Origin of the sequence: Pantoea sp. LMR881, from assembly GCF_027157825.1 — a bacterium.
GTDB classification, from domain to species: domain Bacteria; phylum Pseudomonadota; class Gammaproteobacteria; order Enterobacterales; family Enterobacteriaceae; genus Pantoea; species Pantoea haifensis.
The window spans coordinates 3018948-3031638 of record NZ_JAPVOK010000002.1 but is presented as its reverse complement, the minus strand read 5'-3'; the positions used below and the strand labels follow the sequence as shown (position 1 = coordinate 3031638).

Annotated in this window: 11 protein-coding genes and 2 pseudogenes; 4 read left to right on the top strand and 9 right to left on the bottom strand. The window is 52.1% G+C overall.

The window, feature by feature from the left end; all coding sequences use genetic code 11:
* Positions 1 to 24 precede the first annotated feature (24 nt).
* From lysS to xerD, 5 genes and pseudogenes are all read right to left on the bottom strand, one after another.
* Positions 25 to 1544: pseudogene (lysS, locus tag O3W44_RS16100) on the bottom strand (lysine--tRNA ligase).
* Positions 1545 to 1553: 9 nt separating this feature from the next.
* Positions 1554 to 2652 (bottom strand): peptide chain release factor 2 gene (gene prfB / locus O3W44_RS16095; protein ID WP_269293843.1). Its coding sequence is split into 2 segments (ribosomal slippage): positions 1554 to 2576 and positions 2578 to 2652, totalling 1098 coding nucleotides; the frame shifts between segments, so codons are not numbered across the junction.
* A gap of 190 nt (positions 2653 to 2842) precedes the next feature.
* Positions 2843 to 4578: pseudogene (gene recJ / locus O3W44_RS16090) on the bottom strand (single-stranded-DNA-specific exonuclease RecJ).
* A 3-nt stretch (positions 4579 to 4581) separates the two neighbouring features.
* Positions 4582 to 5295 (bottom strand): bifunctional protein-disulfide isomerase/oxidoreductase DsbC, encoded by a 714-nt coding sequence (gene dsbC / locus O3W44_RS16085; protein ID WP_269293842.1) that lies wholly within the window; start codon positions 5293 to 5295, stop codon positions 4582 to 4584.
* Between the two features lie 21 nt (positions 5296 to 5316).
* Positions 5317 to 6210, bottom strand: a complete 894-nt coding sequence (xerD, locus tag O3W44_RS16080; protein ID WP_269294458.1) for a site-specific tyrosine recombinase XerD — start codon at positions 6208 to 6210, stop codon at positions 5317 to 5319.
* A gap of 102 nt (positions 6211 to 6312) precedes the next feature.
* On the opposite strand from xerD, the gene fldB reads away from it, so the two are divergent.
* Complete coding sequence (gene fldB, locus O3W44_RS16075) at positions 6313 to 6831, top strand: flavodoxin FldB (protein ID WP_269293841.1); 519 nt, start codon at positions 6313 to 6315, stop codon at positions 6829 to 6831.
* Here the strand turns inward: fldB and O3W44_RS16070 are convergent.
* Together O3W44_RS16070 and sdhE are read right to left on the bottom strand one after the other, a co-directional pair.
* Positions 6823 to 7239, bottom strand: a complete 417-nt coding sequence (locus O3W44_RS16070) for a protein YgfX (protein WP_269293840.1) — start codon at positions 7237 to 7239, stop codon at positions 6823 to 6825. The two genes, fldB and O3W44_RS16070, sit on opposite strands and share 9 nt — an antisense overlap.
* Complete coding sequence (gene sdhE, locus O3W44_RS16065; RefSeq protein ID WP_269293839.1) at positions 7214 to 7480, bottom strand: FAD assembly factor SdhE; 267 nt, start codon at positions 7478 to 7480, stop codon at positions 7214 to 7216. Before sdhE ends, O3W44_RS16070 begins: the two co-directional genes overlap by 26 nt.
* 225 nt (positions 7481 to 7705) lie before the next feature.
* Between sdhE and ygfZ the strand changes: the two genes are divergently transcribed.
* Positions 7706 to 8692: a tRNA-modifying protein YgfZ gene (gene ygfZ / locus O3W44_RS16060; RefSeq protein ID WP_269293838.1), complete on the top strand. Its 987-nt coding sequence runs from the start codon at positions 7706 to 7708 to the stop codon at positions 8690 to 8692.
* Positions 8693 to 8781: 89 nt separating this feature from the next.
* Here ygfZ and trhA read toward each other — a convergent pair whose 3' ends face one another.
* Positions 8782 to 9435 (bottom strand): PAQR family membrane homeostasis protein TrhA, encoded by a 654-nt coding sequence (trhA, locus tag O3W44_RS16055; RefSeq protein WP_269293837.1) that lies wholly within the window; start codon positions 9433 to 9435, stop codon positions 8782 to 8784.
* Positions 9436 to 9609: 174 nt separating this feature from the next.
* On the opposite strand from trhA, the gene O3W44_RS16050 reads away from it, so the two are divergent.
* Both O3W44_RS16050 and O3W44_RS16045 read left to right on the top strand, forming a co-directional pair.
* Positions 9610 to 10329 (top strand): MurR/RpiR family transcriptional regulator, encoded by a 720-nt coding sequence (locus O3W44_RS16050; protein WP_269293836.1) that lies wholly within the window; start codon positions 9610 to 9612, stop codon positions 10327 to 10329.
* Between the two features lie 120 nt (positions 10330 to 10449).
* Complete coding sequence (locus tag O3W44_RS16045; protein WP_269293835.1) at positions 10450 to 11889, top strand: 6-phospho-beta-glucosidase; 1440 nt, start codon at positions 10450 to 10452, stop codon at positions 11887 to 11889.
* 38 nt (positions 11890 to 11927) lie between these two features.
* Here O3W44_RS16045 and O3W44_RS16040 read toward each other — a convergent pair whose 3' ends face one another.
* A complete protein-coding gene (locus O3W44_RS16040; protein ID WP_269293834.1) occupies positions 11928 to 12671 on the bottom strand; it encodes an SDR family oxidoreductase in 744 nt (247 codons plus the stop codon).
* Positions 12672 to 12691 lie beyond the last annotated feature (20 nt).

The following is a 12691-nucleotide window of genomic DNA, read 5'->3' as shown; positions in this document are numbered from 1 at the left end:
CGGCTTTTAACCTGTAGCAGAAACTTATTTGCTGCTTGGGCGCAGTGCCGGGAACAGGATCACGTCGCGAATGGTGTGGCTGTTGGTAAACAGCATGACCATACGGTCGATACCAATGCCTAAACCTGCGGTTGGCGGCAAGCCGTGCTCCAGAGCAGTAACGTAGTCTTCATCGTAGAACATCGCTTCATCGTCACCGGCATCTTTCGCGTTAACCTGTTGCAGGAAACGTTCTGCCTGATCTTCTGCATCGTTCAGTTCTGAGAAGCCGTTACCGATTTCACGACCACCGATAAAGAACTCGAAGCGGTCAGTAATTTCCGGATTTTCATCATTACGGCGCGCCAGCGGAGACACCTCTGCCGGGTATTCAGTAATAAAGGTTGGCTGGATCAGGTGCGCTTCTGCAGTCTCTTCAAAAATCTCAGTGACTACGCGGCCCAGACCCCAGCTTTTCTCAACTTTAATACCTATTGCCTGCGCAATAGCGACTGCTTTATCGAAATCTTCCAGATCGGCTAAATCGGTTTCCGGACGATATTTCTTGATCGCTTCACGCATGGTGAGTTTTTCGAACGGCTTACCGAAATCGAACGTCTGCTCACCGTAAGGCACTTTTGTGGTGCCTAACACATCCTGCGCCAGGGTGCGGAACAGGCTTTCGGTCAACTCGATCAGATCGTTGTAATCCGCATAGGCCATATAGAGTTCCATCATGGTGAACTCAGGGTTATGGCGCGGTGAGATACCTTCATTACGGAAGTTACGGTTGATCTCAAATACACGATCAAAACCGCCAACCACCAAACGCTTCAGATAAAGCTCTGGCGCAATACGCAGATACATATCAATATCCAGCGCATTGTGATGGGTGACAAACGGACGTGCTGATGCGCCGCCTGGGATCACCTGCATCATTGGCGTTTCGACTTCCATGAAATCGCGATTTACCATGAACTGGCGAATACCCGCCATGATTTGCGAACGGATTCGGAACGTGTTGCGTGATTCATCATTGGCAATCAGGTCGAGATAACGCTGGCGGTAACGGGTTTCCTGATCGGCCAGGCCATGAAATTTATCCGGCAGCGGACGCAACGCTTTCGTCAACAGCCGCAGTTCAGAACAGTGAATCGACAGCTCGCCAGTCTTGGTTTTGAACAGCTTGCCGCGTGCACCCAGGATGTCACCAAGATCCCACTTTTTAAACTGCTCGTTGTAGATGCCTTCCGCCAGATCGTCGCGTGCAACATAAAGTTGGATACGACCCCTACGTCTTGCAGGGTCACGAATGAGGCTTTGCCCATGATGCGGCGGGTCATCATACGGCCCGCTACGCTCACTTCAACGCCGAGATCTTCCAGCTCTTCGTTGCTTTTCTCATCAAAGCTGGCATGCAGCCGATCAGACGTGGTATCGCGACGGAAATCGTTAGGAAACGCCACGCCGTTTTCACGCAGCGCGCTGAGCTTCTCGCGACGCGCCTGCAGTTCGTTGTTTAACTCAAGTGCGACGTCAGTGCTCTGCGGTTGTTGTTCAGACATGTCGGTTCCTTATAACCCTGCTTTTAAACTTGCTTCAATGAATCGATCTAAATCGCCGTCCAGCACCGCTTGTGTATTGCGGGTTTCAACGCCGGTGCGCAGATCTTTAATACGCGAATCGTCGAGTACGTAAGAGCGGATCTGGCTGCCCCATCCGATATCGGACTTGTTATCTTCCAGCGCCTGTTTCTCGGCATTTTTCTTTTGCATCTCAAGCTCGTACAGCTTCGCCTTCATCTGCTTCATCGCTTGATCTTTGTTTTTATGCTGAGAACGGTCGTTCTGACACTGCGTCACCGTACCGGTTGGAATGTGGGTAATACGTACCGCTGATTCTGTCCGGTTAACGTGCTGACCACCCGCACCGGATGCGCGGTAAACGTCGATGCGCAAATCAGCGGGATTAATATCGATATCGATATCGTCATCAACTTCCGGATAGATAAACGCCGAACTGAATGAGGTGTGACGACGGCCACCGGAATCGAACGGGCTTTTACGCACCAGGCGATGTACGCCGGTTTCGGTACGCAGCCAGCCAAAAGCGTAATCGCCTGAGACGCGAATAGTGGCGGATTTCAGACCGGCCACGTCACCTTCTGACTCTTCGATAATTTCGGTTTTAAAGCCTTTGGCTTCAGCCCAACGCAGATACATACGCATCAACATGCTGGCCCAGTCCTGCGCTTCAGTGCCGCCGGAACCGGCTTGCAGGTCGATATAGCAATCAGCACTGTCATACTCGCCTGAGAACATGCGGCGGAACTCTAATTCGCCCAGCTTGTGCTCCAGCGCATCGAGTTCGGCAACGGCTTCGTTGAACGTCTCTTCGTCGTCAGCTTCGACAGCTAAATCCAGCAGGCCCTGCACATCTTCCAGGCCCTGCGCCATTTGATCGAAAGTTTGCACGATAGCTTCGAGCGATGAACGCTCTTTACCCAGCGCCTGAGCGCGCTCTGGCTCGTTCCAGACGTCGGGTTGTTCAAGTTCAGCGTTTACTTCTTCGAGGCGTTCTTTCTTGGCATCGTAGTCAAAGATACCCCCGAAGAACGTCGCTGCGTTCAGTGAGGTCCTGAATACGGTTTTTGACCGGGTTGATTTCAAACATGGCTTTAGCGTCTTTTTAGCATTCGATGGGATGAGAAAAGTAACGCATAAGTTTACCCGAAACTGCGATCAGTTTGTAGCGTTGAAACAGATGAAGCGTGGGTTTAGCGGCGGAAGAATGTAGCAAGCCGGAAGGTAAACCGATTGTGCTAACGCCGCAGGCGCGGGAAAGCACAAATCGGGTTGTTACCTCACGCCAGCGGCCACAGATGATCAATGATGAGCTGCACGGAGCGATTACCGCGAAACTCATTGATATCCAGTTTGAATGCCAGCTCAACGTGACGCACGCTGCTGTCTGGCCACAATGTGGTATCAATGTTAAAGGCGATACCGTCGATTAGCGGCCCTCCGCCTAAAGGTTCTACCATCACTTTTAAATGGCGTTCGCCCACTAAACGCTGCTGGAGCAGCTTGAATTTGCCGTCAAACGCAGGTTCAGGAAACGCCTGTCCCCACGGCCCCGCCTCACGCAATAACTCAGCCGTTTGCAATGAAAACTCTGATGGATGCAACGCGCCATCTGACCAGATAACGCCCTGTAACGCCTCGCCTTTCAACCACTCGCCCACTAATTCCGCGAAACGCTGTTGAAATTCGTTATAGCGCGTCGCTTCAAGCGACAAACCGGCAGCCATGGCGTGACCACCAAATTTCAACATCATGCCGGGATAGAGCGTATCCAGCCGCTCCAGCGCATCGCGCAAATGCAGACCCGCAATTGAGCGTCCCGATCCTTTTAGCGTGCCGTCACCCGCCGGTGCAAAGGCGATCACCGGACGGTGAAAACGCTCTTTAGCCGGGAAGCCAGAATGCCCACCACGCCCTGATGCCATTCAGGATGATAAAAGGCCAGCCCTAATGGCAGATCGGTTTGCTCGCGTTCCAGCTTCTGGCACAGCGCCAGCGCCTCGCTCTGCATACCCTGCTCAATCTCTTTGCGCGTTTGATTCAGCGCATCAAGTTCGCTGGCTAACATCCGTGCCTGGCTGAGATCGTCGGTCAGCAGTAGTGCGACGCCCACTGACATATCATCCAGCCGCCCGGCGGCATTAAGACGCGGCCCCAGCGCAAAACCAAGATCGCTGGCCACCAGCTGACGCGCATCACGATTGGCAATTTCCAGCAGTGCGCGAATGCCCGGCCGGCATTTTCCCGCCCGAATGCGGCTTAATCCCTGCCAGACCAGGATGCGATTGTTAACATCCAGCGGCACCACATCGGCTACGGTGCCGAGCGCCACTAAATCGAGTAATCCTGCAAGATTAGGCTCTGTACGCGCTTCACCGAACCAGTGCTGTGTACGCAAATGCGCACGCAGCGCCAGCATCAGGTAAAACGCTACGCCGACGCCCGCCAGCGAACGTGACGGAAACTGGCACTCACTGAGATTGGGATTAACGATCGCTGCGGCGTCCGGCAGCGTTTCACCCGGCAAATGATGGTCAGTAACCAACACCGGAATACCATACTGGCGCGCACATTCCACCCCCGCATGGGATGAAATGCCGTTGTCTACGGTCAGGATAATTTCTGCACCCCGCGCCCGCGCCTGCTCAACCACTTCCGGGCTCAGGCCATAACCATCATCAAAACGGTTAGGGACTAAATATTGCACGTTGCCGCCGCCCATGCTGCGTAGCGCCAGTACCGTTAGCGCCGTACTGGTTGCGCCGTCAGCGTCAAAATCGCCCACCACCATAATGCGGCGACCATCCTGTAAAGCCTGATGCAGCAAAGCGACGGCCTGATCAATGCCGGTCAGCGAGGTAAACGGCAGCAAATTTTTCGCGCCGCGTTCCAGCTCTGCAGCGTCGCATACGCCACGCTGCAGATAAAGACGCTTCAGTAACGGCGGTAAATCTGCCGGTAAATTGTCGTCAACGCAGATATCGCGGCGACGCAATTCAACTTCTTTATTTAACACCTGTTAACCACCACGCTTCTGATTATCCAGCACCTGCTTCAACGCCTTCGGATCTTGATAACCAGGGATCATCATGCCGCTGTCGGTGAGAATGGCGGGTGTACCCTGAATGCCAAACAGAATGCCGAGTTTGTAGTGCTGATCGAGATCGATTTTGCAGGAATCTGGCGCGGCCATTTTTGGCGCATCGCCTTTCATTGCTTCATCAAAGGCTTTGTTACGATCTGCGCTACACCAGATCGCTTTCATGGCCGTTTCTACCTGACCATGTAGCCCTTCACGCGGGAACGCCAGATAGCGAACGGTAATACCCAGCGCGTTGTAATCAGCCATCTCTTCATGCAGTTTGCGGCAATAGCCGCAGGTGATGTCAGTGAAGATAGTCACAACGTGCTGCTCTTTGGGTGCTTTGTAGACAATCATCTGCGGCACCAGCGCATCCACTTTTTTATCCAGCAGCTTGTTGGTGACATTAACAGGCTGCGCACCACTTACGTCATACAGTGGCCCCTGGATCATATGCTTGCCATCTTCTGTTACGTACAAAACGCCGCTTTCAGTTAATACCGTTTTAAACCCTGGCAAGGGGGCGGGTTCAATCTCACCCTGTTGCAAGCCCAGTTTCTGTAAGGCTTGCTGAATTGCGCTGTCATCGGCCTGAGCCAGGCCAGAAAAGGAGCCAGCCAACAGGGCCAGCATAGCAAAATGCTTGTTCATCTTTTTCCTTGTTTCCGTCGGTTACGCTCGCGGATGATGCTGTTGATGTAACTGGCGCAGACGCTCTGTCGCGACGTGCGTATAAATTTGCGTGGTAGAGAGATCGCTATGACCCAGCAACATCTGTACGACACGTAAATCGGCACCGTGGTTCAGCAGATGCGTGGCAAAAGCATGACGTAGCACATGCGGCGACAGCTTTTCGCTGTCGATGCCCGCCAGCGTGGCATAGTGCTTAATGCGATGCCAGAAAGTTTGCCGCGTCATCTGCTGCGCCCGGTTGCTGGGGAACAACACATCCAGCGTTTGTCCATTCAACAACCATGGGCGACCCTGCTCCAGATAATGCTCGATCCAGTACACGGCTTCTTCACCTAAAGGCACCAGCCGCTCTTTATTGCCTTTACCGATGACGCGCACCACGCCCTGACGCAGGCTAATATCGCTCATGGTAAGCCCAACCAGTTCCGAAACGCGCAAGCCGGTGGCATAGAGTAGCTCCAGCATCGCTTTGTCACGCAGTTCAAGCGGAATGTCGGTGCTGGGTGCCTGCAATAAACTTTCAATTTGAGCTTCGCTGAGATCCTTCGGCAAACGCTGCGGCAGTTTTGGCGCGGCAAGCATTGCGCTGGGATCATCAGTGCGTAGTTTTTCGCGATAAAGATACTGAAATATGCGCCGCATGCAGCTCAGCAAGCGCGCTGAGCTACTGGCCTTATAGCCGCCTTCCAGCCGTTCGGCGAGAAACTGTTGCAGATCAAGCGCACTCAGGCTGAGCAGCGAGAGTTGATGATGCGCCAGCCAGCCGGTCAGCGTTTGTAGATCCTGACGATAGGAAGACAAGGTATTTTGCGCCAGATTACGTTCAATCCAGAGCGCATCAAGAAACTGTTCTGTCAGTTCACTGTCCTGCACGTTATCTCCACCGTTTGCTGTGAAATCGTGCTCATTATGCCTGATCCCAACCCATTTCTGATACAATTGCGCCAAAGTCAGCATTTACAGAGCATTATCTGCATGAAGATCGGTATTTTTTACGGTTCCAGCACCTGTTACACCGAAATCGTAGCGGAGAAAATTCGCGATTTTATTGGCGAAGAGTTAGTCACGCTACACAACGTGAAGGATGATGATCCCCGCCTGATGGAGCAATATGATCTGCTGATTCTGGGTATTCCAACCTGGGATTTCGGTGAATTGCAGGAAGACTGGGAAGCGATCTGGCCTCAACTCCCTTCACTGAATTTGCGCGACAAAATTGTGGCGCTGTACGGTATGGGCGATCAAATTGGCTATGGTGAATGGTTTCTCGATGCGTTAGGCATGCTGCATGATTTATTACAGCCGATGGGTGTGCGCTTTGTTGGTTACTGGCCGCTGGAGGGCTATGAATTTACCAGCCCTAAACCGCTAACCGCGGATGGCAAACAGTTTGTTGGCCTGGCGCTGGATGACGTCAATCAGTTCGATATCACGGATGAACGCGTTGAACAGTGGTGCGAACAGGTGTTAACTGAAACCGCTGAATTACTTTAAATCAGCCTGTTCATTCAAACAGCAAGCACGCAGTGCTCGCCACTCGGCTTGCTGCATAGTGTCCTGCCATATCCACATGCGTCGCGTTTTTCCCTGCTCAGTTTTTCCGACCAGCAGTACCGCATTGGGTAGCCAGCGCAGTGGCTGCCGAAGTCGCCAGAGATCGCCCTGCCAGCGCCAGCACTGCTCGCTTTCACGCTGAAGCCAGCCGCACCGCTGCTTTAAACAGCGGTCATTGCGGCAGCTTTCCCACATCATCAATATCAACAGCGCGCCTTTAATCATCAGCGCGTATTCGGGCGCTGTGATTAATGCAACAGCAACCATCGCACCGCCTGCCGTAACGCCATGAATCAGACGTGCGCAGCGCGAAGGACGTAACTTACATTGCCACTGGGCCACGTTCACGGTTGCGCTGCTGAATGAGGTTTACCATGCGCTTAAGTTCCGGATCGGCCGGTTCGCCATGATTCATCATCCAGTTAAACAGATCGGGATCGTCACTTTTCAGTAATTCGATAAACACTTTTTTGTCAGTGTCATTCAGGGTGTCATATTCGTACTTGAAGAACGGCATAATAGCGACATCCAGTTCCAGCATACCGCGACGGCAGGCCCAGTGAATGCGCGATTTTTCATTAATATCCATGCGTCAGTTTCCACAGTTCAAACAGTGGCAGCTAGTTTAACCTGGATTACGTAACGCTGCAGGTACTCAGCATGATGGTGCGCAGAGGGCCGCAGTTCACTACGATAAATTTCAGGGTTATCACGCGATTTGTGCGCCGTTTTCCGTAAACAGGTTGCAATGCCTCCCGGCTCTTTTAACATTGAAGACATTGTTTCGGATGAACCTTCAAATCAGGATAACTCCATGCCTACGTTTACCTTACCGCCGCGCCAACCTGTGGCATCGTCTCGTCTGCCTCTTACCTTGATTTCGCTTGAGGCCTGGGCGCTGGTTTCTGTTTATGGTGCAGACAGCACCAGCTATTTGCAGGGTCAGTTAACGCTGGATGTAGCTGGAGTGGATGCCGCCCACCACTCACTTGCTGCGCACTGCGATGCAAAAGGCAAAATGTGGAGTAATTTACGCCTGTTCCATCGTGGCGAAGGTTATGCCTATTTAGTACGCCGTAACTTACGCGATACGCAATTACCGGAATTGAAAAAGTACGCTGTATTTTCAAAAGTCACGCTGGCTGCGGATGATAATGCCGTGCTGCTGGGGGTTGCCGGTTTCCAGGCACGCGCAGCACTGGCTAACCTGTTTGGGACGTTACCCAACAGTGAAACGCCAGTGGTTCAACAGGGCGAAACCACTCTGCTGTGGCTGGAGAAACCAGCAGAGCGTTTCTTACTGGTAACCACACTGGAGCAGGCGCAGGCGCTGCAACAGAAGCTGGCAGACGATGCGCAACTGAATGACAGCACGCAATGGCTGGCGCTGGATATCGAGGCGGGAGTGCCCGTGATTGACGCTGCGACCAGTGCGCAACTCATTCCGCAGGCGACAAATATGCAGGCGTTAGATGCCATCAGCTTTAAGAAAGGGTGTTATACCGGCCAGGAAATGGTTGCCCGCGCGAAATACCGTGGTGCAAACAAGCGCGCACTTTACTGGCTGGCGGGACAGGCGAGTCATGTGCCTGCTGCAAATGATTCACTGGAGCTACAAATGGGTGAACGCTGGCGTCGTACCGGTACCGTTCTGGCAGCCGTTCAGCTTGATGACGGCGTATGCTGGGTGCAGGTTGTGCTGAATAACGATCTTGAGCCGGATAGTGTGCTGCGCATTGAAGGTGACGAAGGTGGACACCTGACGATCCAGCCGCTGCCCTACTCGCTGGAAGAAAATTAATGTAGTTCTCTGCGCTCAACCCTCTCCCGGCTTACGGGAGAGGGTTAAGAGCGGCGTAAACAAAACGCATAATTAGCAGTCGTTGGCTTTTACTTCACGTAGAAATAAATTGCACAGAAGTGACACACGCTGCCGCCAAGCACAAAACCGTGCCAGATCGCGTGATTAAACGGAATGCGGCGCGCCACGTAAAAAATGACGCCCAACGAATACACAATGCCACCCGCAGCCAGCAACCACACGCCGCCAGGCGACAATTTAACCGCTAACTGGTAAATCACAATCAGCGAAAGCCAGCCCATGATAAGGTAAGTCACCAGCGACAACACCTTGAAGCGGTGCGCGATGGTGAGCTTAAAAATGATGCCTGCCAGCGCCAGGCTCCAGATCACAACCATCAATCCGGTTGCCAGCGGTGATTTCAAGCCCACCAGCAAAAATGGCGTGTAGGTTCCCGCAATCAAAAGATAAATAGCGCAATGGTCGATTTTTTTCAGCCAGGGCTTTGCCCGCTGATGCGGAATCGCATGGTAAAGCGTTGAGGCCAGGAACAGCAAAATCATGCTGCCCCCGTACAGGCTATAGCTGGTGATTGCGGTAGCGCCAGCCCCCATTTCAATCGCCTGAGTTAGCAGTAATACCAGCCCAACGATGCCAAACAGGCACCCCAGGCCGTGGCTAATACTATTGGCAATTTCTTCTGCCAGTGAATAGCCTGGCATCCGTAAACGATTAGCAATCATAAAGCGGGTTTCCTGTGGGTAACGGCTGCATATTTTCTGTGCATCAGAGTAACCGCTAACGTTTTCAGTGTACACATGTACGCTGAAAATATTCTGTGAATCGTTGTTACAATCCACAGCGTCCCGGAATCTGATAAACTGCCAGCCGGTTCACTGTAGAATGAGCACTTTCTGATGTTCTCGCACCGCGATCTCGCCAGCCTCAATGACCTGGAAATGCAGGTCTATCAATTCATCGTCAAACACCGCGAAAGTGTCAGCTATATGACCATCCGCGAACTGGCAGAACAGGCCGATGTCTCTACCACGACGGTTTTACGCTTTTGCCGCAAAATGCGCTGTGATGGTTGGTCAGAATTTCGTATTCGCCTGCGTCTGGAACAGGAAAAAACCCAGCCGCAAATGAATCAGTCTGGCGTGAATGAGATGCTGAGTTTTTTTAAAAGTATTAATAACAGTGAGTTTGAACAGCTTATTGCCCAGGCGGCTCAACTTATTAATCAGGCCGAACGGGTGTTTTTTATTGGTGTAGGCACTTCAGGCAGCTTAGGAAAATATGGTGCACGCTTTTTCTCAAACGTTGGGAAATTCAGTCATGCGATTGACGATCCTTATTATCCGGTCAGCCCCAGCTTATATGAAAACGCGGTAGCCATTATTTTATCGGTATCGGGTGAAACTGAAGAAATTTTGCGCCTGGCAAGTCAGTTCAGTTTGCATCACTGCAAAATCATCTCTGTCACCAATAACGAAAGCTGCTCGCTGGCAAAAATGAGCGATTTTACTGTTTGCTATCATGTGCCCATTATTCGCATGGCAGATAATTCAGATATTACCACCCAGGTTCCTGTTACCTATATTCTCGAAGCGATAGGTCGCCAGCTAAATAAATAAAACAACCTGTTTTTTTGATGTAACAGATCACATGTATAACGCCTTGTTATATCGTGACTTTAAATAATGCTTTGCTACACTCAGGCGCAAAATGAATAACGCATTTTCCGAGGGCTAAACATGAGTGAAGCATTGCAGTTACCAAAAGGATTTCTGTGGGGCGGCGCGGTTGCAGCGCATCAGGTTGAGGGCGGCTGGGATCAGGGCGGCAAAGGTGTCAGCATTGCTGACGTACTGACCGGCGGTTCACACGGCGTTAATCGCGCGATCACTGATGGCGTTCAGCCCGGCAATTTCTATCCAAACCATCAGGCCGTAGAGTTCTATTCTCACTACAAACAGGATGTGGCGCTGTTTGCCGAGATGGGCTTTAAATGCTTCCGCACCTCTATTGCGTGGACGCGCATTTTTCCAAACGGTGATGAGCAGCACCCCAACGAAGCGGGCCTGCAATTTTACGATGACCTGTTCGACGAGCTGCTGAAATATGGCATCGAGCCGGTCATTACCCTCTCCCATTTTGAAATGCCTTATCATCTGGTTAAAGAGTACGGCGGCTGGCATAACCGAAAAGTGGTCGATTTTTTTGTACGCTTCAGCGAAGTGGTGCTGAATCGCTATAAAAATAAAGTGAAGTACTGGATGACCTTTAACGAGATTAATAACCAGCGCAACTGGCAATATCCGCTGTTTGGCTACTGCTGTTCAGGCGTCATTTTTACCGGGCACGACAAGCCGGAACAGGCGATGTATCAGGTTATGCACCATCAGTTCGTTGCCAGCGCCAAAGTGGTCAGACTGGGTCACGACATCAACCCTGATTTCCAGATTGGCTGCATGATCGCCATGGTGCCGGTTTATCCTTTCTCCTGTCATCCGGATGATGTGGCGCTGGCCCAGGAATCGATGCATCAGCGTTACGTCTTTAGCGACGTCCAGATGCGCGGTTACTATCCGGCCTATACGCTGAAAGAGTGGGCGCGTAAAGGCTATGATATTCAGATGGAAGCCGATGATGCCGAAACGTTACGTAACGGCTGCGCCGATTATGTTGGCTTCAGTTATTACATGAGTAATGCGGTGAAACATGACGCCAGCGGAATAGACGATCCGATCACCGGTTTTGAAGGCGTAGTGAAAAACCCGCACGTAAAAGCATCAGACTGGGGCTGGCAAATCGATCCGGTTGGCTTACGCTACACGCTAAACGAACTTTATGAGCGTTACCAAAAACCGTTATTTATCGTAGAAAACGGGTTTGGTGCCATCGATAAGCCCAATGAGCAAGGCGTGATCGAAGATGATTATCGCATCGACTATTTACGTGCCCACATTGAAGAGATGAAAAAAGCGGTCAGCTATGATGGGGTTGATTTGATGGGCTATACGCCGTGGGGCTGTCTGGACTGTGTCTCGTTCACCACCGGTCAGTACGATAAGCGTTACGGCTTTATTCACGTCAATAAAAACGATGATGGCAGCGGCGATTTTTCTCGCTCGAAGAAGAAAAGTTTTGCCTGGTATCAGCAGGTGATCGCCAGCAACGGCGAATCGCTGTAAAACCAAACGCCGCAGTGAATCGCTGCGGCGTTACTGTTTTAGCGTCCGCCTGCAGCATCAATAAAGCTGCCGGTGACATAGGACGCCGCATCGCTGGCTAACCAGACAATCGCTTCGGCAATCTCTTCTGCCTGCCCACCGCGCCCTAGTGGGATCGCACTGGCGACACGATCAACCCTGCCCGGCTCGCCGCCATCGGCATGCATCCCGGTATAGATAAATCCAGGCCTTACGCTGTTGACGCGAATGCCCTGCTGCGCCACTTCCAGCGACAATCCTTTGGTTAACGTGTCCATTGCCCCCTTTGAGGCGGCGTAATCCACATATTCGCCTGGCGCGCCGATACGTGATGCAGCGGATGAGACATTCACGATCGATCCGCCTTTGCCGCCATGATGCGTTCCCATACGCTTAACCGCTTCACGACAGCACAGAAAGGTGCCGGTCACGTTGGTTGCGAATACCTGCCGGATACGCGCAGCATCGAGTTGCTCGACACGACACTGCTGAAACAGGATCCCGGCATTATTAACCAGCACGGCTAAGGTGGCGTCTTCTTCATCTAACCGGTGAAACATCGCCATCAGTTGCGCTTCATCCGCAATATCAGCCTGTATGGCAAAGGCTTCGCCACCCTGCCGCTGGATTTCTTCCACTACCTGCTGCGCTTCCGCTTCACGTTGCCGGTAATTTACCGCCACACGATAACCGTTGGCTGCCAGTAGCAACGCGGTAGCACGTCCGATACCACGGCTGGCACCAGTCACTAATGCGAGCTTCATGATTGTCTCCAAAGAAAAGG

Coding starts and splice junctions, on each gene's coding strand:
- ygfZ (WP_269293838.1), top strand. CDS start 7,706: ATGCCTACGTTTACCTTACCGCCGCGCCAACCTGTGGCATCGTCTCGT.
- trhA (WP_269293837.1), bottom strand. CDS start 9,435: ATGATTGCTAATCGTTTACGGATGCCAGGCTATTCACTGGCAGAAGAA.
- O3W44_RS16045 (WP_269293835.1), top strand. CDS start 10,450: ATGAGTGAAGCATTGCAGTTACCAAAAGGATTTCTGTGGGGCGGCGCG.
- O3W44_RS16040 (WP_269293834.1), bottom strand. CDS start 12,671: ATGAAGCTCGCATTAGTGACTGGTGCCAGCCGTGGTATCGGACGTGCT.
- sdhE (WP_269293839.1), bottom strand. CDS start 7,480: ATGGATATTAATGAAAAATCGCGCATTCACTGGGCCTGCCGTCGCGGT.
- fldB (WP_269293841.1), top strand. CDS start 6,313: ATGAAGATCGGTATTTTTTACGGTTCCAGCACCTGTTACACCGAAATC.
- dsbC (WP_269293842.1), bottom strand. CDS start 5,295: ATGAACAAGCATTTTGCTATGCTGGCCCTGTTGGCTGGCTCCTTTTCT.
- O3W44_RS16050 (WP_269293836.1), top strand. CDS start 9,610: ATGTTCTCGCACCGCGATCTCGCCAGCCTCAATGACCTGGAAATGCAG.